The sequence below is a fragment of the Pseudomonas sp. URIL14HWK12:I6 genome (assembly GCF_000514195.1).
Classification (GTDB): Bacteria; Pseudomonadota; Gammaproteobacteria; order Pseudomonadales; family Pseudomonadaceae; genus Aquipseudomonas; species Aquipseudomonas putida_A.
On record NZ_AZVL01000021.1, the window covers coordinates 1 to 25,484 of the forward strand.

Sequence of the window (25,484 nt, forward strand, 5' to 3'; positions counted from 1 at the left end):
CGATCAAGGAGAACAACGGCGACAGCGCACTCAACCCGCTGCTGGTCAGGGACACCTTGACCATCGTGGTGCCGGACAACACCGCGTTGCTGCCAAACCATGAAATCAGCGTCACCTGGACTGGCGCTGACGGCACGCCGGCCGGCGGGTCGCACACCTCAGCGCCGCGCGCGGTAAGCGAAGGGCTTGAGTTTGCGATCCCCAACAGCGTGGTGGCGTTCAATCTGGGTAAGCAGGTAAAAATCTCCTACGTCGTCATCATTGATGGTCATCCGACACCGTCCCGGGTATTTGACCTGACGGTGCAAGCAATGCCGCAGAGCGCGTTGGACAGCCCCACCATCGAGCAGGCCGACAACGACGGCGCCGGCCCGGAACTGCATACCGGCAACCTGACCCAAGCTTCCGTACGCATGGGTGACTGGCCGCTGATCGCCCTCAACCAATACGTCTGGTTGCGCCTGTGCGGGACCAATGCCGACGGTAGCGCCTACGAGCGCGAGATCTGGAGCGCGCCGACGGCCTTCACCACCCCCGACTGGATTGCTGACCGGTTCTTCACTGCTCCGCTTCCAGCCGATGAGATCAAAGCTCTGCAGGATGGCAGCGATCTGGAATTGGTGTTTAAAGCGGCGCTTGGTCAGAGCACGGTGGAGAGTGAGGCGGTGGAGTTTCCAGTGCGCACTTACACGATCAAATCCACAAGCGTGATTCTTTCCCATGCGCTATACACACAGCGGCTCGACGGGACGGACCGGCAACAGCACACATCCGGCGCAACCTTGAGCTTTGAGGCTTATCGTGACAAAACGATTTCTATCGTCACAACCTTCTCTAAATCGATACGAAGAGTAAATTTTAATTTAAGGCGGGGGGCTGGCGGGATGTGGGACAGTTTCACTTGGATGTGGATACCAGTCACCGCAGGGAAACCAGTGACTGTCGGTCCGACCGATCATTTTACCGTCAGGATTAACTCCCGAAATATTTATACTTTCGTTGTCTCCTCCGACACCACACCTACTGAGGTGTACGGTACTTTCGAACTGCGATTTGTTTGAAACGAAAAAACCGCAAGCCACACCAAGCGCCTCTCCATGATGGGTAGGCGCCTGGATAACGGGGCTCAGAGAAGGATTTATTTAATGACAATCGCGAGCAAACTCACACCTACAAGGGATCTTTGCCGGGCACTTAAGCAGTGACCAACGCAGATCCACTGTGGGAGCGGGCTTGCTCGCGAAGAGGCCAGAACTGTCAGCGCCTATTCCTTGGGCACAACATTATCCAGCGCCTGATTCACCGCCAACTCCCCCAGCATCACCACCTGCGCAATGCCCAACACCGTATTACGACTCGGCCCCTCCAGCGTGCCGGCGAAATCACCGAGCATGACCGTGGCCGAGGCCAGGGATTCGCAGGCGTTGGCCAGCAGGGATTCGGTGTCGGTTTGTGGGTTGACCAGGAACATGCTGCTGGGGGTGTAGGGTGTGTCCATGATTTGCGCTGGGGCCAGGTAGTGGTCGAGGGCACGTTCGGCGGCTTCGTGGAGTTTTCTGGAGTTGAGGGATTCGTAGGGTGATAGCGGGTCTGTGATTGGCGGATTGGGTGGGGTTTCGGGCATCAGTTGGAACTCCGATCGAGGCACTTTGGAAGAATGACTTCCTGTAGGAGCTGCCGAAGGCTGCGATCTTTTGATGTTGCTTTTAAAGATCAAGATCAAAAGATCGCAGCCTGCGGCAGCTCCTACAGGGGGACCGGGCAGTTAGTTCGGGACGCGGCGGCTGTCCAGCACCCGGTTGACCATCAGTTCACTGAGCATGATCACCTGATGCAGCATCAGCATGGCTCGACGCTGTGGGTGGTCGACGACGTCGCCGATATCGCGGGCCATGTCACTGGCGGCGGCCAGGGATTCGCAGGCTTCGACGAGCAAGGTTTCTTCGTCCACGGTGGGGTCGATGAGGAAGATTCTGTTCGCCTTGCATGACGAGGCCGAAGGGATCGAGATCTTCAGGGCGCCGGGGTTGAGGTAGAAGTTTATGGCGCGGTCGGTTGCCGCTTTTATCTTCTGCGGGTCGAGGGCTGGGTCGTACGGGATCGAGGTATCCGGGGGGTTGGGTGTGGCTTTGAACATGGATGAAACTCCGTATCGAGAAATAGGAGCCATCACCCTCGCTACCAAACGATGGGTGGCGGCCATGCGCGGGTTGGTAGACCGGTCGATACGGAACCCGGCGCTCACGAATGAGCCCCACGCATGTCCACCATAAACTGAGCCCCCAAAAGAGGCTACATAAGGTGACGCCATACGACCGTACCGAAATGGGCTACCAAACCCGATCACTGTTTTCCAGTGACAGGGAAACGATAAGCCCAACGCATAGCCGTGTAAGCCGGCGGATTCTGGCGTACGCGTAGGTAACGGCGCAAGGCGTTGTAGCCGTTATGGCGTAACGGTTCGTGTACTTTAAACGTGGTTGCCGGATTATGTTTATGTGCGGGGTTTGCTCTGTTGTTTTGATTTTGTCTGATAGGCCGCTTTCGCGAGCAAGTCGAATCGTCGCACCGCTGCTCCCACAGTTGGAATGCTTGCATTCAGTGGGAGGTTGGTCGGCTTGTGAGCCGTCATCGGCGGCAAGCCAGCTCCCACCATTTGACCGAGTGCATTCAGTCGGAGATTGGTCGATCGGCAGGCCGCTTTCGCGAGCAGGCTCGCTCCCACAGGTTTCCTGGCGGCTCTGGTGATTTGTATTACGGCCTGGGGCATCTGGAAGGAACTGCCCGCTCACAGACCAGTCGCATGAACAGGAAGCCGTTTTTTCAGAGGAGTGAACGTGTCCAGCGATCCCAAGCGTCACGCCGTCGACGCACCCGTCATCCATCGCCTGCGCGTGCTGACGGTCAACACTCACAAGGGTTTTACCGCCCTCAACCGGCGCTTCATCCTGCCGGAACTGCGCGAAGCGGTGCGCAGCACCTCGGCTGATCTGGTGTTTCTGCAGGAGGTGGTGGGCGAACACGAACGCCACTCCAATCGCTACCAGGAATGGCCGCAAACCTCGCAATACGAATTTCTCGCCGACAGCATGTGGAGCGACTTTGCGTACGGGCGCAACGCGGTGTACCCCGATGGTCACCATGGCAATGCCCTGCTGTCGAAATACCCGATCCGCGAATACCGCAACCTCGACGTGTCGATCACCGGCCCCGAGCGCAGAGGCCTGCTGCACTGCGTGCTGGACGTGCCGGGCCACGCCGAAGTGCACGCAATCTGCGTGCACCTGAGTCTGCTGGAAAGCCACCGCCAATTGCAGTTGCAGCTGCTTTGCCAGTTGCTCGAATCATTGCCCGACGATGCACCGGTGATCATTGCCGGCGACTTCAATGACTGGCAGTTGCAGGGCAATGCCGCCCTCGCCCGCCGCGATTACCTGCACGAAGCGTTCGAACGCCACCACGGCCGCCCGGCCAAGACCTACCCCGCGCGTTTTCCACTGCTGCGCCTGGACCGCATCTACCTGCGCAATGCCAGCAGCCACGACCCGCAGATCCTTGGCAACAAACCGTGGACGCACTTGTCGGATCATTTGCCGCTGGCGGTGGAAGTGCATTTGTAAGCACAGACAATGACTTGGATATGTGCAGAAAAACAAACGCTTGCAGCGCCTGATTTAGCTGTACCGCTCATCGTGCAGTTTCTTGACGCATGGGCATCACTCTTCTTATCTCTACCTTACTACCCCCGGAATCACTAACCGGGGCGATCCTTACGGCACTCGCGAAATCGAGCGCCGCGGTTCGCCCCGCTCCATTCGGTCGCCCCTCGTTCGGGGTAGGAGAGACGCCAGAAAAGAGAGCCCGCATGCGCTTGCAAGGTAGACCTCCATGAAAAGCTCATTCACCCCACAAGAGATCAAAGTGACGTTTTGCACAGTGTCGAGTTCGATTCTGCTGTGCTCATCCATGGAGGCGCAGGCCGGACCTGCGGCGGATGAAACCACTCCCTGGTATCGCCAGGACATGCCCGTTCTGACCCTGCCGGCGACCGTTGTCACCCCCGAGCCACAACGCCTGAGTCCACGTCCCGATTTGCGCGGCGCCGACCTGATCACCGAAGATCTGGCGCCAGCAGCCTGGGACCGGTTGTACGGACAAAGCGCCCGGCAAGCGCAAACCGACGTACTTTCGCCAGGTTTTGCCACCCCCGGCAACGGCGACTTCAAAGGCCCACCCGTGCTCACCGTGCAAAGCGCCGGCGGTCACACCCAAACGCTCGGCCTGATTGGCGGATACAACCAGATCCAGGCCAACAGCGCCGGCCTGATCAGCAGCCGCGCCCTCGCCGATCCGACCACCGACACCCTGAACCTGCAAGGCCAGAGCCTCGGTGCTTATTACCGTCTGACTGGCGCGCAGGGCTGGCATGTCGACCTGTCGGCCAGCGGTGGCCGGGTCAGCGGTTTCAGTCGCAACGAACAAGGCGCGCGCCAGGCCACCGAAGGCAGTGCGATGACCTTCTCGGTCGAAGGTGGGTATCCGATCGGCCTGGGCGGGAACTGGGTGGTTGAACCCCAGGCGCAATTGATCAATCAGCGCATCACCCTCGACACGCCGTACGCGGGTTCCGGCAATGCTTCCTCAACGGATCTGTCGGCGTGGAGCGGCCGCGTCGGCGCCCGCCTCAAAGGGAGTTACGATGTGAACGGCCTGCCAGTGGAACCCTATGTGCGTACCAACCTCTGGCATACGGTGTATACCGGCAACACGGTGACTCTCGATCAGGTCGACAAGATCAGCAGCAGCCGCAAGTCATCAACGGTCGAGTTGGGATTGGGGTTGGTGGCGCGAGTGACGCCGGCGGTCAGCCTGTATGTCAGCGCCGATTACAGCAGTGACGTGGATGACAACGATCTGAACGGGTTGATTGGCAGTCTGGGGGTGCGGATGCGGTGGTGAAGACGCCATCGCGAGCAGGCTCGCTCCCACAGGAGAATGCATTCAATGTGGGAGCGAGCCTGCTCGCGAATTGCAGCACCACGGTGCCGGATCAACCCTCCGGCTTGAGAATCAACACCGCCAGCGGCGGCAGATTCAGCTCCAGCGACAACGACTGGCCATGGCTCGGCACCTCTTCGGTAAACGCCCCGCCGCCATTGCCATAATTGGACCCGGCGTAGGTGTCGGCATCGCTGTTGAGCAGTTCGTTCCAGCGCCCGGCGAACGGCACCCCGACCCGGTACGACTGACGCGGCACCGGAGTAAAGTTGGCCACCACCAGCACCGGTTTTCCGTCCTTGCTCCAGCGCAGCCACGCGTACACGCTGTTGATCGCATCATCGCCGATCAACCACTGGAAACCCTGCGGCGCATCATCCTGATCGTGCAGCGCCGGTTCCTCGCGGTACAAACGGTTGAGGTCGCCGACCAGTTTCTGCACGCCTTTGTGTTCCGAGTATTGCAGCAGGTACCAGTCCAGTTGCTGATCGTGATTCCACTCGCGCCACTGGCCGAATTCGCAGCCCATGAACAACAGCTTCTTGCCCGGATGGGTCCACATGAAACTCAGGTAGGCGCGCAGGTTGGCAAATTTCTGCCAACGATCGCCGGGCATCTTGTCGATCAGCGAGTGCTTGCCGTGCACCACTTCGTCGTGGGAGATCGGCAGGATGAAGCGCTCGGACCAGGCGTAAACCAGGCCGAAACTCAATTCATTGTGATGGTGCGCGCGATACACCGGATCCTGCTGGATGTAGTGCAGCGAGTCGTGCATCCAGCCCATGTTCCATTTGTAGGCGAAACCGAGACCGCCCTGCTGGGTGCTCTGGCTGACGCCCGGCCATGCGGTGGATTCCTCGGCGATCACCAGCGCCCCCGGAGCCTCCAGCTCGACCACGTCATTCAAGTGACGAAGGAAATCAATCGCCTCCAGATTCTCGCGCCCGCCGTGACGGTTCGGCACCCATTCGCCGGCCTTGCGCGAATAGTCGCGATAAAGCATCGAGGCCACCGCATCAACGCGCAGACCGTCGATGTGGAAATGCTTCAACCAGTGCAGCGCCGACGCCAGCATGTAGCCGTGAACTTCGGTGCGCCCGAGGTTGTAGATCAGCGTGTCCCAATCCTGGTGAAAGCCTTCCAGCGGGTTGCCATATTCGTACAGCGCGGTGCCGTCGAACTGCGCCAGGCCATGGGTATCGGTAGGGAAATGCGCTGGCACCCAGTCGAGGATCACGCCGATATCGGCGCGGTGGCAGGCGTCGACGAACTCGCCGAACTGCTCCGGCGTGCCGTAACGGGCGCTCGGGGCGAATTGCGAGAGCAACTGATAACCCCATGAGCCGCCAAACGGGTGCTCCATGATCGGCATCAGTTCGATGTGGGTGAAACCCAGTTCCTTGACGTAAGGAATCAGTCGTTCGGCCAGTTCCGGCCAAGTGTACTGGCGAGCGACTTCGCCCAGATCGTCCAGTTCGCACTGCCACGAGCCGGCATGCAATTCGTAGATCGACAGCGGCGCTGAATGCTTCTGCCGCTCGCGGCGGCCGCTCATCCAGTCCTGATCCTGCCAGTTGATCTGCAGCGGCGCGGCGACTTTCGAAGCGGTGTCCGGCGGCAGGCTGGTGGCCAAGGCCATCGGGTCGGCCTTCAACGGCAAGATGCCGTGAGCGCCGAGGATTTCGTACTTGTACAACTCCCCTGCTTGCAGGCGCGGAATGAACAACTCCCAGACCCCGGATGGATGCCGCAGGCGCATCGGATGGCGGCGACCATCCCACACGTTGAAATCACCGACCACCGACACCCGCCGGGCATTCGGCGCCCACACGGCAAAACGCACACCGTCGACGCCATCGACGGTGGTCAGTTGCGCGCCGAGGCAACTGCTGAGGTCGCGGTGATTGCCTTCAGCGAACAGATACAAATCCATTTCGCCGAGCAACTGGCCAAAGCTGTAGGGATCTTCCGCGACCTGTTCACCACCGGCCCAGCGCGTGCGCAGTAGGTACGGCCGCGCCTGATCGAAGTGACCGACAAACAATCCCGGTGTTTCGGTGTCTTGCAGTTCGCCGCGTTCTTCACCGCTGTCCTTGTCCAGCACTTCGACTTTCAACGCACCCGGCAGATAAGCGCGGATGAACTGCCCTCCGGCACCATCACCGTGCGGGCCGAGAATGGAAAACGGGTCGTGGTGTTCAGCGCGCACCAGGGCGTCGATGTCCCGCGCCGCCGGCAATAACGCTTCTTTAGCGTGACCCTGTTCCTTGTTCGAGAAACTCATGACTACTCTCCACCAAGATCGGAAAAGGGTTTAAGCCCCGTCAATAACCCATACAAACCGTGCAACGGCACGGGCAGCCACGTGGGGCGATTTTCGGCTTCATAGGCCACTTCATAGGCCGCCTTCTCCAGGCCGAACAGCGCAAGCGCAGCGTCGGCACCCGCAGGATCCTGCCAAGCATGATCAAGACTAGCCGCCGCTTGGCGATATGCCTGAACAAATGCCTCGCGCGCCTCACGCAGGTAGCGCTCGGCAACGCGATGGCGGGCCGCTTCCGACTCTGGACTGTGATCGACGTTGTGCACGTTGATGGTCATCGCCGCCGCGTAATCGAAGGAACGCAGCACGCCGCTGACGTCCTTGTACGGACTGTGTTTGCCGCGCCGTTCGTGCAGCGGCCGCGCCGGTTCACCCTCGAAATCGATCAGATAGGCATCGCCCTTGATCACCAGCACCTGACCCAGGTGCAGGTCACCGTGGACGCGAATCCGCAAGCCGCCAACGGCTTTCTGCGCGAGTTCCTGCACATGGCCGAGGATGACTTTTTTGTTGTCGAGCAGCCGCGCGACCATTTTCTGATCCGCCGCGCTCAAGTGACTCTGATGTTGCTTGAGCAGCTTCAAGGCATGCTCGACCTGCGCCGCGACGTCCTTGCCGGTGGCTTGGGCGTCCTTGGCGCTAGTGGTTTTCGGAGCGAAGTCGGGATTGTCGCTCGGCGCCGCCAGCACCTGGTGCATTTCGCCCAGACGCTGGCCGAGCATGCCGGCAAAGTCCTTCAGTTCGCCGAGGGCGTTGTAATGCTGTTCCTGCTCGGACATCGCGTCCGCCAGCTCATCACGCAACGCCCGTTCGAGGTTGTTCTGCGTCCATTCCCAGGCATCGCCCTGATTGCTCAGATAGCCTTGCGCGATCATCAGCAGGTTGTCTTCGCCCGCGCCATCGCGGCGAATCACCGAGCCGAGCAGGGGCGAGATGTTGGCGAAACCGGCCTCGGTCAGGTACGCGCTCATTTCCAGTTCCGGGTGTACACCCGAAGCGACCTTGCGGATCAGCTTCAGCACCAGACTGTTGCCGATTACCACCGAACTGTTCGATTGCTCGGCCGACAGATAACGCACCTCGGATTCGGCACCGAGGCCGAGTTTTTCCAGCTGCGCGGTCGGCGCGAAACGAATCTCGCCCTGTTCGGAGTTGAGCACGGTGTTGCTCTGCATGCCTTGCAGCACCGCGTGGACAAACGTTTCGAGGCTGAACGCGTCAGTGATCAGACCGACCTGACGCCCGCGACGAACACGCGACAATGCCAGTTGCTGCGGCAACGCCGGCCCGACCTGATCTTCGGCGATGAAGCCGAACGGCAGTTGATAGCGGCTGGTCTGCCCGGCGCTGGTGACTTCTATTTCGCTGAGCAGCACCGGATGCTGCGCATCGCCGAAGCGCACGCCATAGGCCAGATTGACCTGCTCGATGGCCGCGTCCTTGCCGGCGAACCAGCGGCGGTTCTGCAGCCAGCTCGGCAGGATGCTCTGCTCCAGGGTGTTGCGGGTCGGCGTTTCGAGCAGTTCTTCCATGCGTTTTTTCAGCACCAGCGTGGTGAAGTCCGGCAGGCTCTGCGCCGGTTCCACGTGCCAGCTCGGCATCTGGTTTTCCGCAGCCAGGGCGAACCAGTAGAAACCATACGGCGCCAGGGTCAGGAGGAAATTCAACTGGCCGATCGGCGGAAACGCATTACCGCCGAGCATCTCCACAGGGACCATGCCGACGTAGGCCGACAGATCGAGTTCCGCCGCCTGCGCGCTGCGCGAGACGTTGGCCACACAAAGAATGATTTCGTGCTTGCCGTCGGCGTCGGTGAACTCGCGGGTGTAGGCCAGAATCCGCCGGTTGCTCGGCGAAAGCATCTTCAGCGTGCCACGCCCGAACGCCTTGGATTGCTTGCGCACAGCGAGCATGCGCCGCGTCCAGTTGAGCAGCGAATGCGGGTCGCCGGCCTGGGTCTCGACGTTGACCGACAGATAACCGTATTGCGGGTCCATGATCGGCGGCAGCACCAGACTGGCCGGATCGGCGCGGGAGAATCCGCCGTTGCGGTCGATCGACCATTGCATCGGCGTGCGCACGCCGTCGCGGTCGCCGAGATAGATGTTGTCGCCCATGCCGATTTCATCGCCGTAATACAACGTCGGCGTGCCGGGCATCGACAGCAGCAGGCTGTTGAGCAACTCGACGCGGCGACGATCACGCTCCATCAACGGCGCCAAGCGCCGACGAATGCCGAGGTTGATCCGCGCGCGGCGGTCAGCGGCGTAGTAATTCCACAGGTAGTCGCGCTCTTTATCGGTGACCATCTCCAGCGTCAACTCATCGTGGTTGCGCAGGAAGATTGCCCACTGGCAGTTGGCAGGAATTTCCGGGGTTTGCCGCAGAATGTCGGTGATCGGGAAGCGATCTTCCTGGGCCAGCGCCATGTACATACGCGGCATCAGCGGGAAGTGAAAGGCCATGTGGCATTCGTCGCCGTTGACGCCCTCGGCATCGGTGTCACCGAAGTACAGCTGGGTGTCTTCCGGCCATTGGTTGGCCTCGGCCAGCAGCATGCGGTCCGGGTAATTGGCATCGATCTCGGCACGGATCTGCTTGAGGACATCGTGGGTCTCGGGCAGGTTTTCGTTGTTGGTGCCGTCGCGCTCGATCAGATACGGAATCGCGTCGAGGCGCAGACCGTCGATGCCCATGTCCAGCCAGTAACGCATCACCGACAGCACTGCTTTCATCACTTGCGGGTTGTCGAAATTCAGGTCGGGCTGGTGCGAATAGAAACGGTGCCAGAAGTATTGGCCGGCGACCGGGTCCCAGGTCCAGTTGGACTTTTCGGTGTCGAGGAAGATGATCCGCGTGCCGTCGTACTTCTGATCGTCATCCGACCACACATAGAAGTCCCGCGCCGCCGAACCGGGCTTGGCCTTGCGCGCCCGCTGGAACCACGGGTGCTGATCCGAGGTGTGATTGATGACCAACTCGGTGATCACCCGCAAACCACGCTTGTGCGCCTCGGCGATAAAGCGCTTGGCGTCGGCCATGGTCCCGTAGTCGCTGTGCACACCGCGGTATTCGGCGATGTCATAGCCGTCATCGCGACGTGGCGACGGGTAGAACGGCAGCAGCCAGATGGTGTTGACGCCGAGTTCGGCGATGTAGTCGAGTTTGGCGATCAGGCCAGGAAAGTCGCCGATCCCGTCATTGTTGGAGTCGAAAAACGATTTGACGTGAACTTGATAGATCACCGCATCCTTGTACCAGAGCGGGTCTTTGATAAAGGTGGCTGCCTTGGGTTTCTTCGCCATGTGAAACTCCTGTTCAATTCTGTCAGACCACACGGATGCCCTGTGATGAGGGGCTCTGTGGTGAGGGGATTCATCCCCGACGGGCTGCGAAGCGGCCCTGCTTTTATTCAGTTTTTACCCAGTTGTTCTTTGTGGCTGCTGCGCAGCCAGTCGGGGATAAATCCCCTCACCACAAGTTTTTGAGCAAGGTCTTACGCGGCAGTAATCCGCCAAATCCCGAACGGCTGGTACGCCGGGTCAATGCGCATGAACTGATACTTGCCATGCCAGTCCCAGCGATGCCCGTTCATCAAATCCTCACCGTGGGTGGTCGCGTCGTCGGGCAGGCCCATCTCCCACAGCGGCAGTTCGAAATTGGCTTCCTGCACGTTGTGCGGATCGAGGCTCACCGCCACCAGAATGAAATTGCTGCCGTCAAAGCTGCGCTTGCCGAAGTACAGAATGTTGTCGTTCCAGGCGTTGTAGATTTTCAACCCCAGATGCGTGTGCAGCGCCGGGTTCTGCCGGCGGATGCGGTTGAGCTGGGCGATTTCGGCAATGATGTTGCCCGGCGCATTGAAGTCGCGGACGCGGATCTCGTACTTCTCCGAATCAAGGTATTCCTCCTTGCCCGGCACCGGCGCCGATTCGCACAGTTCATAACCGGAATACATGCCCCACAGGCCTGAGCCCATGGTCGCCAGCGCCGCGCGGATCAGAAACCCCGGCCGCCCCGACTCATGCAGGAACGCCGGGTTGATGTCCGGCGTGTTGACGAAGAAGTTCGGCCGGTAGCATTCACGCCACGGCGACTCGTTGAGTTCACTGAAGTAGCTCGCCAGCTCCGACTTAGTGTTGCGCCAGGTGAAATAGGTGTAGCTCTGGGAATAACCGACCTTGCCCAGCCGCGCCATCATCGCCGGTGTGGTGAACGCCTCGGCGAGGAAAATCACTTCCGGGTGCAGCGCCCGCACATCGGCGATCAGCCATTGCCAGAACGGCAGCGGCTTGGTGTGCGGATTGTCGACGCGAAAGATCTTCACGCCTTCGTTGACCCAGCCGACCACAATATCGCGCAGCTCCACCCACAGACTGGGGATGGCGTCCGGCGCATAGAAGTCGACGTTGACGATGTCCTGGTATTTCTTCGGCGGGTTTTCCGCGTATTTGATCGTGCCGTCGGGGCGCCAGTTGAACCAGCCCGGATGCTGCTTGAGCCACGGGTGATCCTGCGAGCACTGAATGGCGAAATCGAGGGCGATTTCCAGGCCATGCTCAGCGGCGGCGGCCACCAACCGGCGGAAGTCTTCGCGGGTGCCTAGTTGCGAGTGAATCGCCTCATGACCACCCTCCTCGCTGCCGATCGCATACGGACTGCCCGGATCATCGGGACCTGCGGTCAGGGAATTGTTGCGGCCCTTGCGGTGGGCGCGGCCGATCGGGTGGATCGGCGTGAAGTACAACACGTCAAAACCCATGTCCTGAATCATCGGCAGTCGCGAGTGCACGTCGTTGAAGGTGCCGTGACGCTTGGGATCGTCGGTGATCGAGCGCGGAAACAGCTCGTACCAACTGGCAAACTCGGCCAGTTCCCGTTCGACATCCACCGGGAATTCGGCGCTCAGGCTCAGATAGGCACGGTGATCGGCCTGCGCCATCAATTGCGCACTGCGCGAGTGCAGAAACAGCGCCACCTGCTCGGTTTCGAGCAGGCCGGACAATTCATGATGCAAGGCGGCGAGTTGCTCGCTGAGCTGACCGTCGCTGCGCTCGGCGGCCTGCTGCACCATGCTGCGGCCTTCCTGCAGTTCGAGCGACACCGGGACGGCGGCGTTGTGCTTCTTCTCCAGTTCGTACTGGAAACTAGCGAAATGGTCGATCCACGCTTCGATGCAGTACAGATAGCGACCCTGGCGGTCCGGACGAAACTGCCCCTGCCAACTGTTATTGCCCAGCTCGTTCATCACCTCGCTGTGCCAGCTCTCTTCGCCCTCCGCACGCCAGCGGATGCGCACCGCCAGCTTGTCATGGCCGTCGGCGAAGACCTTGCTGGTGACGATCACGTCACGCTCGACAATCGACTTCACGGCAAACTGCCCGCCATCGAGGGTCGGCATGGTGTTTTCGATCACGATGCGCGGCAGCAGCAACGCCTGCGACAGCGGCATGTGAGGGTTGTAGCTCTGCTCTGAAGGTTTTTCAGCAGACATCGAGCATCTCTCCTTAACGCCCCAAGGACGCTCTTGTGCCGGAACAGTGTTCACAATGAGGCACCGGCCCCGACTTGAACTCACTTAGGTTCCGAGCGACCGGCGCGGGGAAAAGTTCACAGGGATTTGTCTGGACAGAAAAGCGGATCGAATTCATCACACGGTGGTCAATCCACTTAAGCACTTCTCACGCCATGTGCCACACGGAGGTCTACAGATGAACATCCCGATCCCGGCCGAAACGCCTGATCCGAACATCGACAAACCCACCCTGCCCGAGACCGAGCCACAGCCGATCCCCGAGCAGGAACCCCCAGGCACCACGCCACCGCCGAAGGAAGAGCCGCCGACGACGATGCCACCGGTGATCGTCTAAGCACCCAGCCGATCGTTCCCACCATCATGGGAACGATCGGTTACAGGTGCTGGTTTTTCTCCCCATCCTTCTCAAACATCCTGACCACCCGTGGCATCACGCTGAAAATCCCCAACGCCAACAAAGTGCTGAGCAGCGCCGTCGCTTCCCTGCCCAACCCGGCCGCCACGCCGATCGCCGCCGTCATCCACAACCCGGCTGCCGTGGTCAGTCCTTTCACGTGCCCTTCGTCACCTTCCTGATTCTTCAAAATCGTCCCGGCACCGAGAAAGCCGATCCCGGCGATCACTCCCTGCAACACCCGGCTCATCGCATCGGATTCGGCCCCTGAGGTCTGCGGCACCAGCACAAACAGCGCCGCCCCCAACGCCACCAACATGTGCGTGCGCACCCCGGCGGCCTTGCCCTTGTGCTCCCGCTCGAAACCGAGAATTCCGCCCAGCACCGCCGCCATCAACAGGCGCACGGTGATGCGCGTCAGTTGCGAGGCATCGCCGACATCGGCGAACTCCGCTTGCAGCGTCACCCACACTTCATGCCACCAGGCGTTCATCGCTCCCTCCTTTCTTATTGGTCGTTAGTGGATGGACAGCAGCGACCATTAATCAGTTGCGCAGAACGATCGGCAAAGCGCGCGCCCTAACCTTTCAGGTACTCATGAAAAAAGGACAGCCTCATGCCCGTTCGAATCGATGAATCCAATCCCGAAGCAAAAGTGTGTTTTTTCACCGTCGAAAATGGTGAAGAAATTCGTATCTGCGACACGCTGGAAGTCAAAACCGATAGCGAAAAAGCCATGTCGTTCGTTGAGATTGAAGGCCGGCGCGTTTACATCACCGAAGCAGAGGCGGATGCCTTGACCGTCGCCGGCGCGAAAGACGGTCGCAAGCACCTGAAGGCCGACGAGAGTGATTCGGTGATTTGACTGACCCGGATCAACATCCGGCGCAGACGCCTGCGATAGGCGTTTGCGCCTGCGCCTGCGGGCTGCTTCAAGTTGTCGCAGGATGTGTACCAAACGCCATCTGATACGCTTTTTATTCAAATAGCTGAGTCTGTTATGCAAACAGATCGGCGCTCATAGTTCGTCCGCCTGATGGAGGCTGATGAGCGAATGACCATGAGCGAACAAATCCCCGTCCGAACCGTAGAAGCAAGCCCCACCATAAAAAATGTGCCTGGTCGCCCGATGAAGGCGAAGGCCGGCTCCACCGACAATCACATCCACACCCGCAGTTTCACCGGCCTGTTCCGTACCTTGCGCATCAGCGGCGCAGGCTTTCTGTTTCTGCTGTTCTTCGGCACCGTGTGGCTGAACTGGGGCGGTCGTCAGGCCGTGCTGTGGGACTTGGCCGAAAGCAAATTCCATATCTTCGGCGCGACCTTCTGGCCGCAGGATTTCATCCTGCTCTCGGCGCTGCTGATCATTGCTGCGTTCGGTCTGTTCGCCATCACCGTGTTCGCCGGCCGGGTCTGGTGTGGTTACACCTGCCCGCAGAGCTCGTGGACGTGGATCTTCATGTGGTGCGAAAAAGTCACCGAGGGCGAACGCAACCAGCGGATCAAACTGCAAGCGGCGCCCTGGGGCCTGAACAAACTGGCCCGGCGCGCGGCCAAGCACACCCTGTGGCTGGCGATCAGCGTGATGACCGGGCTGACGTTTGTCGGCTACTTCACGCCGATCCGGCCGCTGGCCGAAGAGCTGTTCACCCTGCAGATCGGCGGGGTCAGTCTGTTCTGGGTGCTGTTCTTCACCGCCGCCACTTACATCAACGCCGGTTGGCTGCGCGAAGCGGTGTGCATGCACATGTGCCCATATGCGCGGTTCCAGAGCGTGATGTTCGACAAGGACACCCTGGCGATTTCCTACGACGTCGCCCGTGGCGAAAACCGTGGCCCGCGCAAACGCGACGTGAAACCCGCCGAAGCCGGCCTCGGTGATTGCATCGATTGCCAGTTGTGCGTGCAGGTGTGCCCGACCGGCATCGACATCCGCGACGGCCTGCAGATGGAATGCATCGGCTGCGCAGCGTGCATCGACGCCTGTGATTCGATCATGGACAAAATGAATTACCCGCGCGGCCTGATCCGCTACAGTTCCGAGCGCGAATTGCAGGGCGGCAAGACCCATCTGCTGCGGCCTCGGCTGATCGGTTACGTCGCGGTGCTGCTGGTGATGATCGGCGCCCTGGCGCTGGCCTTGGTCGAACGGCCGATGGTCTCGCTGGACGTGACCAAGGATCGCGGGCTGTTCCGCGAAAACGGTCAGGGCCAGATCGAGAACATCTACACCCTCAAGGTCATCAACAAGACCCAACAGCGTCAGGACTACCACCTGAGCCTGGTGGACGGCGACGGCTTCCAGTTGCAGGGCAAGACCGAACTCAGCCTGGCGCCGGGGGAGATTGTCGATGTGCCGGTGTCGGTGGCGATGACCACCGAACGTCCGGCCAGCAGCTCGCAGACCTTGAGCTTCAAGATCGCCGACAGCAACGAGCCCGAGATTTATAGCGTGGCGAAAAGCAGGTTTGTGGCGCCGATGAATCGCTGATCCCTTAGACTGCGGCGCGGCCATTCGCGAGCAGGCTCGCTCCCACAGGGTTTTGTGGACACTGATATCCAGTGTGGGAGCGAGCCTGCTCGCGAATGAAGGCACCGCGGTCTTCCAGAATGAACCCAACCCGGACCCAAGATGAAACGCTACGAAAAATTCGCCGACGACATCGCTGAACTGATCCGCTCCGGCGTGCTCGGCCCCGGGCAACGGGTGCCGTCGGTGCGCTACGCCAGCCAGACCTACGGGGTCAGCCCGTCCACGGTGTTCCAGGCCTATTACCTGCTGGAACGTCGCGGTCTGATCCGCGCACGGCCGCGCTCCGGTTACTTCGTCAACACCCACGCACCGAGTCCGTTCTCGGAGCCGGTGATCAGCAGCCACGTCAACGACTCCACCGAAGTCGACGTCAGCGAACTGGTGTTCTCGGTGCTGGAATCGATCAAGGATCCGAGCACCGTGCCCTTCGGCTCGGCGTTCCCCAGCCCGACCCTGTTCCCGTTGCAACGGCTGTCACGTTCGCTGGCCAGTGCGGCGCGGGAGATGGACCCGCGCATGGTGGTCACCGACATGTCGCCGGGCAATCCGCAACTGCGCCGGCAGATCGCTCTGCGCTACATGGTCGGCGGGCTGATGCTGCCGATGGAAGAACTGCTGATCACCAACGGCGCCCTCGAAGCGCTGAACCTGTGCCTGCAAGCGGTGACCGAGCCGGGCGATCTGGTGGCCATCGAAGCCCCGGCGTTCTACGCCAGCCTGCAAGTGCTGGAGCGCTTGAAACTCAAAGCCGTGGAAATCCCCGTGCACCCGCGCGACGGTATCGACCTCGGCGTGCTCGCCCAGACCCTGGAGCGCCATCCGATCAAGGCCTGCTGGTGCATGACCAGTTTCCAGAACCCGATGGGCGCGACCATGCCCGAGGCGAAGAAACAGGAACTGGTGGAACTGCTGCGCCGGCATCAGGTGCCGCTGATCGAGGACGATGTCTACGCCGAACTCTATTACGGTCAGCAGGCACCGAAACCGGCCAAGGCCTTCGATACCGAAGGGCTGGTGATGCACTGCGGTTCGTTCGCCAAGAGCCTGGCCCCCGGCTACCGCATCGGCTGGGTCGCCGCCGGGCGTTACGCACAGAAAATCGAACGGCTGAAACTGATGACCTCGCTGTGTGCCTCGATGCCGGCGCAAGCGGCCATCGCCGACTACCTGCAACACGGCGGCTACGACCGCCATCTGCGCAAACTGCGCTACGCCCTGGAAGAACAGCAAAGCGCGATGCTCGCAGCGATTGCCCGCTTTTTCCCGGCGCAGACCCGCGTTAGTCAACCGGCCGGCGGCTATTTCCTGTGGCTGGAACTGCCACCGCAGATGGATTCGTTGAAGTTGTTTCAGATGGCGTTGGCGCAGGGCATCAGCATCGCGCCGGGGCCGATTTTCTCGCCGACTCAGCGGTTCAGGAACTGCATTCGCCTGAATTACGGCAGCCCGTGGACCGAGGATTCGGAGAAGGCGATGGAGACGTTGGGGCGGATTGTGCGGTCGTTCTGACAGCCCTGTGTTGTCTGGGCTATTGCCTTCGCGAGCAGGCTCGCTCCCACCCTGGATTTGTGCAGGACACAGAACCAATGTGGGAGCGAGCCTGCTCGCGAAGAGGGCCGACCTGACAGCGAAACTCTCTGGACTTAACGCCCTCCACCCAAATCAACAAACGTCCCGGTCGCATAAGAAGCCTTGTCCGACAGCAACCAGACAATCGCCTCCGCCACCTCATCCGGGCGCCCGCCCCGGGCCATCGGGATCGCCGATTCAAGCTTGCTGACCCGATCCGGATCGCCACTCAGTGCATGGAAATCGGTATAGATATAGCCCGGACGCACCGCGTTGACCCGAATCCCCTCACCCGCCACTTCCTTGGACAGACCGATGGTGAAGGTGTCGAGTGCGCCTTTGGACGCGGCGTAGTCGACGTACTCGTTGGGCGAGCCCAGGCGAGCGGCGACCGAGGAGACGTTGACGATGCTGCCGCCCTGCCCGCCGTGCTTGGGTGACATGCGCAGGATCGCGTGCTTGGCGCAGAGGATCGGCGCCAAGACGTTGGTTTTCATGATTTTGAGAATGCGGAATTCGGACATTTCATCGACCCGCGACTTGTGCCCGACAGTGCCGGCGTTGTTCACCAGCGCGGTGACCCGCCCCAATTCGGTGTCGACCCGCTGAAACAGCGCGATCACTTCGTCTTCGATGCTGACATCGGCGCGTACCGCAATGGCTTGCGCCCCCAGCGCCCGCACTTGCTCCAGCACGCTTTGCGCGGCCTGTTCATCCGACTGATAGTTGATGCAGATCCGATAGCCCTGCCCGGCAGCCAACAACGCCGTAGCGGCGCCAATTCCGCGCCCGCCACCGGTGATTACCATGACTTTATCCATGCTGGCCCTTCCCCCCAATGCACACGTAACAGTCGGGTTGAAGAATAACCGCCATTGGGCGGTTTTGCATGGGCTCTGTCAAAGACAAAACCCTGCATGAGACTGAGATGTTTTTTTGTGGCGAGGGAGCTTGCTCCCGCTCGGCTGCGAAGCAGCCGTGACTCCGGGCAACACAGTGAAACCGAGTAAAAACGGGGCCGCTTCGCGCCCCAACGGGAGCAAGCTCCCTCGCCACAGAATGCAGTCAGACTGCCGCCAAAGCCTCTCCACGGGCAATGTTCTGCATGAACGCGTCCGCCGGCATCGGATGCCCCAACAGATAGCCCTGCAACGAATCACAGCCCAACTGCGTCAGGAAATCCTGCTGCACGCCGGTCTCCACGCCCTCGGCTACAATGCGCAAACCGAGTGCCTGGCCCAACGCCACAATCGCCGAGACGATGGCTGCGTCATCGCTGTCATGCTCCAGATCCCGGACAAAACCGCGGTCGATCTTCAGCTCGTTGGCCGGCAAACGCTTGAGGTACATCAGGCTCGAATAACCGGTGCCGAAGTCGTCGATCGACAGGTCGACGCCCATGTCGGACAACTCCTGCAACACCTTCATGCTCGCATCCGCGTCGCTCATGGCCGTGGTTTCGGTGATTTCCAGGGTCAGGCTGTTGGCCGGCAGGTGGTGGGTCGCCAGCGCCTTGGCCACGCTCTGCACCAGCCCCGCGTGGCAGAACTGCAAGGCCGAGAGGTTCACCGCAATGCGCCAGTCGGTGTAACCGAGCACGTACCATTCGCGCATCTGCCGGCAAGCTTCATTGAGCACCCATTCACCGATGGCGATGATCAGGCCGGTCTTCTCTGCCAGATCGATAAATTTGTCGGGCAGCAACATGCCCTGGGTCGGATGCTGCCAGCGCAGCAGCGCTTCGGCACCGACCGGACGACCACTGATGGCGTCGAATTTGGGCTGGAAATACAGGCTGAACTGACTGTGTTCCAGCGCGGCGCGCAGATCCTGCAACAGCTGCAACTGCTTGCGCGCGTTGCTGTTCATCGAAGCATCGAAGAAGCTGTAACCGTTTTTGCCGCTGCCCTTGGCGTGATACATCGCCGCGTCGGCATTCATCAGCAGTTCCTGGGCGCTCAGGCCGTTGCCCGGGTACAGGGCAATGCCGACGCTGGCAGAAATCTGCAAGTCGTGCTCGGCCACGCGGAACGCCTGACCGAGCAACCCGACCTGACGCGCGGCCAGCCCCAGAGCATCGTCGGGTTCGCTCAGACGCACCAGCAGCACGAACTCGTCGCCGCCAATTCGCGCGAGCGTATCCTGACTGCGCAGATCTTCGCGCAGGCGCACCCCGACTTCACGCAGCAACTGGTCACCCATGTGGTGGCCGAAGGCATCGTTGACCGGTTTGAAACCGTCCAGATCGATAAACATCAACGCAAAACAACCGCCCTGCTCCTCGACCTTCTTCATCGCCTGATTGATCCGGTCGTCCAGCAGCATGCGGTTCGGCAGGCCGGTCAGAGTGTCGTGCAATGCCAGTTGCGTCAGTTCACGGTTGGCCAGGGTCAGCGAATGCGCCAGATCGGCGGTACGCGCTTCAAGGCGCGCATCGAGAATCGAAGTGAGCAAGGCGATCGACAGCACCGCCAGCGTGGTGATCAGCACCAGATTGTCGAGGCCGTTGCCCTTGAGGCCGTCGAGCGTTGCACCGCAGAAACTGCCGTCAGGAAATTGCGCGGCGGCCATGCCGGTGTAGTGCATGCCGACAATCGCGATGCCCATGATCACTGCCGCACCACCACGAATCAGACGCACATAAGGCGAGTGCTGGCGCAGGCGGAAGGCGATCCATAACGCCGCCGCCGAGGCCCCGACCGCGATCAGCAATGAGGCGCCGAACAGGGTCGGGTCGTAATCGATGCCAGGCGTCATGCGCAGCGCGGCCATGCCGGTGTAATGCATTGCACTGATGCCGGCGCCCATGACCAAAGCGCCAAAGGCCAATTGCCAAATCGGCAGTTTCGGCTGGCTGACCAGCCACAGGGCAAACCCGCAGGACAGCACGGCAATCAGCAGCGACAGCGCGGTAATCGCAATGTCGTAGCCCAAGTCGATCGGCAGCTTGAAGGCCAACATGCCGATGAAGTGCATCGACCAGACGCCGACCCCCATCGCCAGTGCACCGCCGGCCGTCCAGAAATGCACTGCGCGCCCACGGGCGCTGGCGATGCGCCCGGTCAGATCGAGCGCGGTGTAGGACGCGAGGATCGCCACACACAAAGAAATGAAAACCAGGGTGAAGGAATAATTACCGATGAGCATGAAGATTCTCGCGACCACCCGCGCCGTACTGCGTCCATTCTCGGCCGGGCAAATGCGGCGATTGTACTGATTGCGCAGAAGAACGCACTGACAAAGTAATCATTTTGCCATCAAGCCGATGAAACGCTTGTTTGATGGTTTTGCGAGGCTCTGGCCCGGGCCTCGTTCCCAGGATTCCGGCAATCAGCGCGATTGATGTGGGAGCGAGCCTGCTCGCGAAAAAGCCAGCACGTTCATCGCAGATATCGACCGAACTGACGCCTTCGCGAGCAGGCTCGCTCTAACGGATCAGCGATTGTCGCTGACATTGAGTTGTCCGTCCCAGCCGCCACCCAGCGCCGCAATCAATTGCACACTGGCGATCAAGCGGTTCTGCAGAATGTTCAGCACAGTCCGCTCGTTGCTCAGCGCCGTAGCTTGCACCACAACCACATCGATGTAGGCAATCAACCCGGCCTTGTACTGGTTCTGGGTCAGGCGCAGCGAGTCGCGTGCAGCATCCAGTGCTTCCTGACGCACCGCCGCCTCGTCTTCATACACCTTCAGTTGCACCAGATAGTTTTCCACTTCGCGGAAGCCGTCGAGCACGGTCTGGCGATACTTGGCGACGGTCTGGTCATACACCGCCTCGGTACGGTCAACCTCGGCCGAACGAATACCACCGTCGAATATCGGCAAATCCAGTTTCGGCCCGACCGACCAGAAACGGTTCGGCAGCGTTAAAAGATTTTTCGAGGTACTGCTGCTGTAGCCGCCGCTCATGCTCAGGGTCAGGTCGGGGTAATACGCGGCTTTGGCTACGCCGATATTGGCATTGGCGGCGATTACCGAGCGCTCCGCCGAAGCGATGTCCGGACGCCGCTCCAGCAGTTGCGAAGGCAGACTCAAGGGAATCTGCGGCAGATTCGGAATGTTCTGGGTTTCAGCGATGCTGAATTCGGCCGGCGCCTGCCCGGTGAGCACGGCGATGGCATTTTCAAACTGCGCCCGCTGCCAGATCAGGTCGACCAGATCGGCCTGAGTGGTTTTCAACTGGGTCTGCGCCTGCGCCACCGCATCGCGCCCGGAAATCCCGGCGCGGTACTGGTTCTGGGTCATTTGCAGGGATTTTTCGTAGGCCGCGACGGTGGCTTCGAGCAGGCGCTTCTGCTGGTCGATGACCCGCAGTTGCAAGTAATTCTGCACCAGCTCCGACTGCTGGCTCAGGCGCATCGCGGCCAGATCGGCGAAGCTCGCCTGGGCGCTGGCCTCGTTGGCTTCCAGACCTCGGCGCAATTTGCCCCAGATATCAGCCTCCCAACTCACACCCAATTGCGCGTTGTAGGTGTCACGAATGCCGCTGGCGGAACTGCTCAGGCTCGAACTGCTGCTGCCGGTGCCCTGGCTGGAACGGGTCTTGCCCACGCTCAGGTCGACACTGGGATAAAACGCCCCACGGGCGCTACGTACCAAGGCCTGGGCTTGACGGAACTGGGCTTCGGATTGCGCGACGGTTTGGTTGGAACTGTTAAGTTTTTCGATCAGGCCATTGAGCTGCTGATCGCCGTACAGCTCCCACCAGGCGCCGCGCGCCAGCGAATCGCTCGGATTGGCCTGACGCCAGCCCTTGGCCTCCTTGTATTGCGCGACCTCGGCGGTCTGCGGACGCTGATAGTCCGGGCCGACGGCGCAGGCACTGAGCATCGCCACGCACAGCGACAGGCTCAACAGGCGCGAGCCGCGCGCAGTGGCCAGATTGAGAAGCGAACGGTCAGTCATAGCGGAGTTTCCAGAGCGGCGTCAGTACGCACGCCACGCCACTTGTTGAAGCGGTGGCGCAGCTTGTCGAGATAGAGGTAAACCACAGGCGTGGTGTAAAGGGTCAGGACCTGGCTGAAGATCAGGCCGCCGATAATGGTCAGGCCCAACGGCTGGCGCATTTCTGCGCCTTCCGCGCGGCCGAGCAGCAACGGCAAGGCGCCGAGGATCGCCGCCAGGGTGGTCATCAGAATCGGCCGCAGCCGTTGCAGGCAGGCGCTGCGGATCGACTCCAGCGGCGACAGGCCCTGATGGCGTTCCAGTTGCAGCGCCAGGTCGATCATCAGGATCGCGTTTTTCTTCACCACCCCGATCAGCAGGAACAAGCCGAGCAGGGAGATCAGGCTGAACTCGCCGCCCAGCGCATAGATCGACAACAGCGCACCGACCCCGGCCGACGGCAAGGTCGAGAGAATCGTCAACGGGTGAATGTAGCTTTCATACAGCACACCCAGCACCAGATACACCGCGAGCAGCGCACCGAGGATCATGAACGGCTGACTCTTCTGCGTCGCGGCAAAGGCATCGGCGGTGCCGGCCATTTTCGCGATCACGTCTTCCGGCAGACCGACCTTGGCAATCGCCCGCTCGATCGCAGCACTGCCCTGCTCCACGGTCACGCCTTCAGCCATGTCGAACGCGATGCTTTCGGAGGCGAACTGGCCTTCGTGGCTGACGCGGTCGTCTTCCAGGCTGTTTTCGTAATGGGCGATGGTCGACAACGGAATCCGCGCACCGTCAGCGGTAATCACCTGCACCTGATTGAGCGTCACCGGATCCTGCGCGTATTTCGGATTGACCTCCATCACTACCTGATACTGGTTGAGGCTGTCGTAGATCGTCGAAATCTGCCGCTGGCTGTAGGCGTTGTTCAACACCGCCGTGACCATGTTCATGTCGACTCCCAGGCGCTTGGCCTGATCACGGTCGACAATCAACGTCACCTGCTGTGCGCCGCGTCCTTCGCGGGCGTCGATCGCCGTCAGCTCCGGCAGTGCGCGCAGCGCGGTCACCACTTTCGGGTACCACTCGCGCAACGCCCCCAGATCGCCGCTTTGCAGGATGTAGCTGTATTGCGAGGTGGTCTGCTCGCGACCACCGCCGAATTGCAGATCCTGATCCGCCATCAGCATCAACTGGGCGCCGGGCACCTTGGGCATTTCCTTACGCAAGCGTTCGATGACTTTCTGCGCCGACAGGTTGCGCTCCTTGATCGGCTTCAGGCGCACCAGCATGAACGCGTTATTGGTGCCGTTGGTGCCGCCGATGAACCCGGCGACGCTTTCCACTGCTTCGTCCTTGAGCACGGCACGGCGGAAGGTTTCCATTTTCGGCTGCATCACGCTGAACGACAGACCGTCGTCACCCCGGACGAAACCGATCAACTGGCCGGTGTCCTGCTGCGGCATGAAGGTCTTCGGCACCACCACGTACAGCGCGACGTTGACCCCGACCGTAATGATCAGGCTGAGCAAAGTCAGACGGCGGTGGCGCAGCACCCAATCGAGGCTGGTCGCGTATTTGCCGACCATCCAGTCGTTGGCGCGACGGCTCCAGCGTTGCAGGCGGTTTTCCTGGCCCGGCGTGTGCGGCTTGAGCCAGCGCGCGCAGAGCATTGGCGTCAGGGTCAGCGAGACCACCAGCGAGACCACGATGGCTGCTGCCAGGGTGATGGAAAACTCGCGGAACAGGCTCTCGACAATCCCGCCCATGAACAGGATCGACAGGAACACCGCCACCAGCGACACGTTCATCGACAGCAAGGTGAATCCGACTTCCTTGGCCCCGAGGTAGGCAGCCTGCATCGGTTTGACGCCTTCGTCGATGTGCCGGGAAATGTTTTCCAGCACCACGATGGCATCGTCCACCACCAGTCCGGTAGCCAGAATCAGCGCCATCAGCGACAAGTTGTTCAGCGAGAAGCCATAGAGGTACATCACCGCAAAGGTGCCGACCAGCGACACCGGCACTGCCAGCGTCGGAATCAGCGAGGCGCGGAAATTCCCGAGAAACAGGAACACCACCAGAATCACCAGCGCCACGGCGATCAGCAGGGTCATTTCCGCTTCGTGCAGCGTGGCCTTGATCACCGGCGAGCGGTCCATCGCCAGGTTCAGTTTGACGCTGGCCGGCAGCACCGCTTGCAACGCCGGCAACTGCGCCTTGATCTCGTTGACCGTCTCGATGATGTTGGCACCGGCCTGGCGGTTGATCACCAACAGCACCGCCGCGTCATCGTTGAAGAAACCGCTGTTGTAACGGTCTTCGACGCCGTCGCTGACTTTGGCCACGTCTTTCAGACGCAGGGCCGCACCGTCCTTGTAATGGATGATCAGCGACTCGTAATCCTTGGCTTTCTCCAACTGGTCGTTGGCCTGGATCTGCCACAGGCGCTCGCCGTCTTCGACCGAGCCCTTGGGCCGGCGCACGTTGGCCCCGGCGATGGTCTTACGCACATCGTCGAGCGCCACGCCGTACTGGTTCAGCGCCTGCGGTTCAAGTTCGATACGCACCGCCGGCAGCGAACTGCCGCCGATCTGCACTTCACCTACGCCCTGCACCTGGGACAGGCTCTGCGAGAGGATGGTCGAGGCCAGGTCGTAGAGCTGGCCTTTTTCCAGCACATCCGAGGTCAGCGACAGCACCATGATCGGTGCCTGCGACGGGTTGACCTTCTTGTAGGTCGGCATGCTGCGCATCCCGCTCGGCAACAGGTTGCGTGAAGCGTTGATCGCCGCCTGCACTTCCCGCGCCGCGCCGTTGATATCACGGTCGAGGTCGAATTGCAGAATGACCCGGGTCGAACCCTGGCTGGAGCGGCTGCTCATGGTGTTGACACCGGCAATCGCCCCGAACGAACGCTCCAGCGGCGTCGCCACCGTGGACGCCATCACCTCGGGACTGGCGCCGGGCAGACTGGCCTGGACCACGATCACCGGGAAATCCATTTGCGGCAGCGGCGATACCGGCAACAGGCCGAAACTGACACCGCCCAGCAGCATGATCGCCAGACTCAGGAGCATGGTCGCGACCGGGCGCTTGATGAAAGGACCGGAGAGGTTCATTGACCGCAAGCCCCATCCACACACCTACCCACTGTGGGAGCGAGCCTGCTCGCGAATACGGTCTGACATTCAACGTTGATGGTGACTGATCCAGCGCTTTCGCGAGCAGGCTCGCTCCCACA

Annotated in this window: 16 protein-coding genes and 1 pseudogene; 7 read left to right on the plus strand and 10 right to left on the minus strand. The window is 60.9% G+C overall.

Annotated features, from left to right (window positions below; translation table 11 throughout):
- Positions 1-1,061: pseudogene (locus H043_RS30500) on the plus strand (hypothetical protein); the annotation flags it as partial.
- A gap of 203 nt (positions 1,062-1,264) precedes the next feature.
- Here the strand turns inward: H043_RS30500 and H043_RS0122265 are convergent.
- Together H043_RS0122265 and H043_RS0122270 are read right to left on the minus strand one after the other, a co-directional pair.
- Positions 1,265-1,624 (minus strand): DUF6124 family protein, encoded by a 360-nt coding sequence (locus H043_RS0122265; protein ID WP_027613716.1) that lies wholly within the window; start codon positions 1,622-1,624, stop codon positions 1,265-1,267.
- A 141-nt stretch (positions 1,625-1,765) separates the two neighbouring features.
- Complete coding sequence (locus H043_RS0122270) at positions 1,766-2,137, minus strand: hypothetical protein (protein WP_027613717.1); 372 nt, start codon at positions 2,135-2,137, stop codon at positions 1,766-1,768.
- A 700-nt stretch (positions 2,138-2,837) separates the two neighbouring features.
- Here H043_RS0122270 and H043_RS0122275 point away from each other — a divergent pair.
- Entirely contained in the window at positions 2,838-3,620 is a 783-nt protein-coding gene (locus tag H043_RS0122275) for an endonuclease/exonuclease/phosphatase family protein (RefSeq protein ID WP_027613718.1), read from the plus strand.
- A gap of 268 nt (positions 3,621-3,888) precedes the next feature.
- Positions 3,889-4,959, plus strand: a complete 1,071-nt coding sequence (locus H043_RS0122280) for an autotransporter outer membrane beta-barrel domain-containing protein (protein ID WP_027613719.1) — start codon at positions 3,889-3,891, stop codon at positions 4,957-4,959.
- A gap of 91 nt (positions 4,960-5,050) precedes the next feature.
- Here H043_RS0122280 and glgB read toward each other — a convergent pair whose 3' ends face one another.
- From glgB to H043_RS0122295, 3 genes are all read right to left on the minus strand, one after another.
- Positions 5,051-7,282, minus strand: coding sequence for a 1,4-alpha-glucan branching protein GlgB (glgB, locus tag H043_RS0122285; RefSeq protein ID WP_027613720.1), 2,232 nt, complete (start codon positions 7,280-7,282; stop codon positions 5,051-5,053).
- A gap of 2 nt (positions 7,283-7,284) precedes the next feature.
- Complete coding sequence (treS, locus tag H043_RS0122290; protein WP_027613721.1) at positions 7,285-10,626, minus strand: maltose alpha-D-glucosyltransferase; 3,342 nt, start codon at positions 10,624-10,626, stop codon at positions 7,285-7,287.
- 191 nt (positions 10,627-10,817) lie between these two features.
- A complete protein-coding gene (locus H043_RS0122295) occupies positions 10,818-12,815 on the minus strand; it encodes an alpha-1,4-glucan--maltose-1-phosphate maltosyltransferase (protein WP_027613722.1) in 1,998 nt (665 codons plus the stop codon).
- A 217-nt stretch (positions 12,816-13,032) separates the two neighbouring features.
- Here H043_RS0122295 and H043_RS30505 point away from each other — a divergent pair, with 217 nt between their 5' ends.
- Positions 13,033-13,191, plus strand: coding sequence for a hypothetical protein (locus H043_RS30505; RefSeq protein WP_003224520.1), 159 nt, complete (start codon positions 13,033-13,035; stop codon positions 13,189-13,191).
- Positions 13,192-13,231: 40 nt separating this feature from the next.
- Here H043_RS30505 and H043_RS0122305 read toward each other — a convergent pair whose 3' ends face one another.
- The gene (locus tag H043_RS0122305) at positions 13,232-13,744 is read right to left on the minus strand and encodes an MgtC/SapB family protein (RefSeq protein WP_027613723.1); all 513 of its coding nucleotides are present in this window, start codon (positions 13,742-13,744) and stop codon (positions 13,232-13,234) included.
- A 123-nt stretch (positions 13,745-13,867) separates the two neighbouring features.
- Between H043_RS0122305 and H043_RS0122310 the strand changes: the two genes are divergently transcribed.
- The 3 genes from H043_RS0122310 to mapR all read left to right on the plus strand — a co-directional run bounded on the left by H043_RS0122310 (position 13,868) and on the right by mapR (position 17,293).
- Entirely contained in the window at positions 13,868-14,116 is a 249-nt protein-coding gene (locus H043_RS0122310) for a DUF3203 family protein (protein WP_027613724.1), read from the plus strand.
- Positions 14,117-14,311: 195 nt separating this feature from the next.
- Positions 14,312-15,742, plus strand: a complete 1,431-nt coding sequence (ccoG, locus tag H043_RS0122315; protein ID WP_027613725.1) for a cytochrome c oxidase accessory protein CcoG — start codon at positions 14,312-14,314, stop codon at positions 15,740-15,742.
- A gap of 141 nt (positions 15,743-15,883) precedes the next feature.
- Positions 15,884-17,293, plus strand: a complete 1,410-nt coding sequence (mapR, locus tag H043_RS0122320) for a GntR family transcriptional regulator MpaR (protein WP_027613726.1) — start codon at positions 15,884-15,886, stop codon at positions 17,291-17,293.
- Positions 17,294-17,427: 134 nt separating this feature from the next.
- Here the strand turns inward: mapR and H043_RS0122325 are convergent, their stop codons facing one another.
- From H043_RS0122325 to H043_RS0122340, 4 genes are all read right to left on the minus strand, one after another.
- Entirely contained in the window at positions 17,428-18,174 is a 747-nt protein-coding gene (locus H043_RS0122325; protein WP_007968514.1) for an SDR family oxidoreductase, read from the minus strand.
- A 244-nt stretch (positions 18,175-18,418) separates the two neighbouring features.
- A complete protein-coding gene (locus tag H043_RS0122330; RefSeq protein WP_027613727.1) occupies positions 18,419-20,500 on the minus strand; it encodes a bifunctional diguanylate cyclase/phosphodiesterase in 2,082 nt (693 codons plus the stop codon).
- A gap of 288 nt (positions 20,501-20,788) precedes the next feature.
- Entirely contained in the window at positions 20,789-22,258 is a 1,470-nt protein-coding gene (locus H043_RS0122335; protein ID WP_027613728.1) for an efflux transporter outer membrane subunit, read from the minus strand.
- Positions 22,255-25,362, minus strand: a complete 3,108-nt coding sequence (locus tag H043_RS0122340; RefSeq protein ID WP_027613729.1) for an efflux RND transporter permease subunit — start codon at positions 25,360-25,362, stop codon at positions 22,255-22,257. The genes H043_RS0122335 and H043_RS0122340 overlap by 4 nt, the downstream gene beginning before the upstream one ends.
- Between the last annotated feature and the right edge of the window lie 122 nt (positions 25,363-25,484).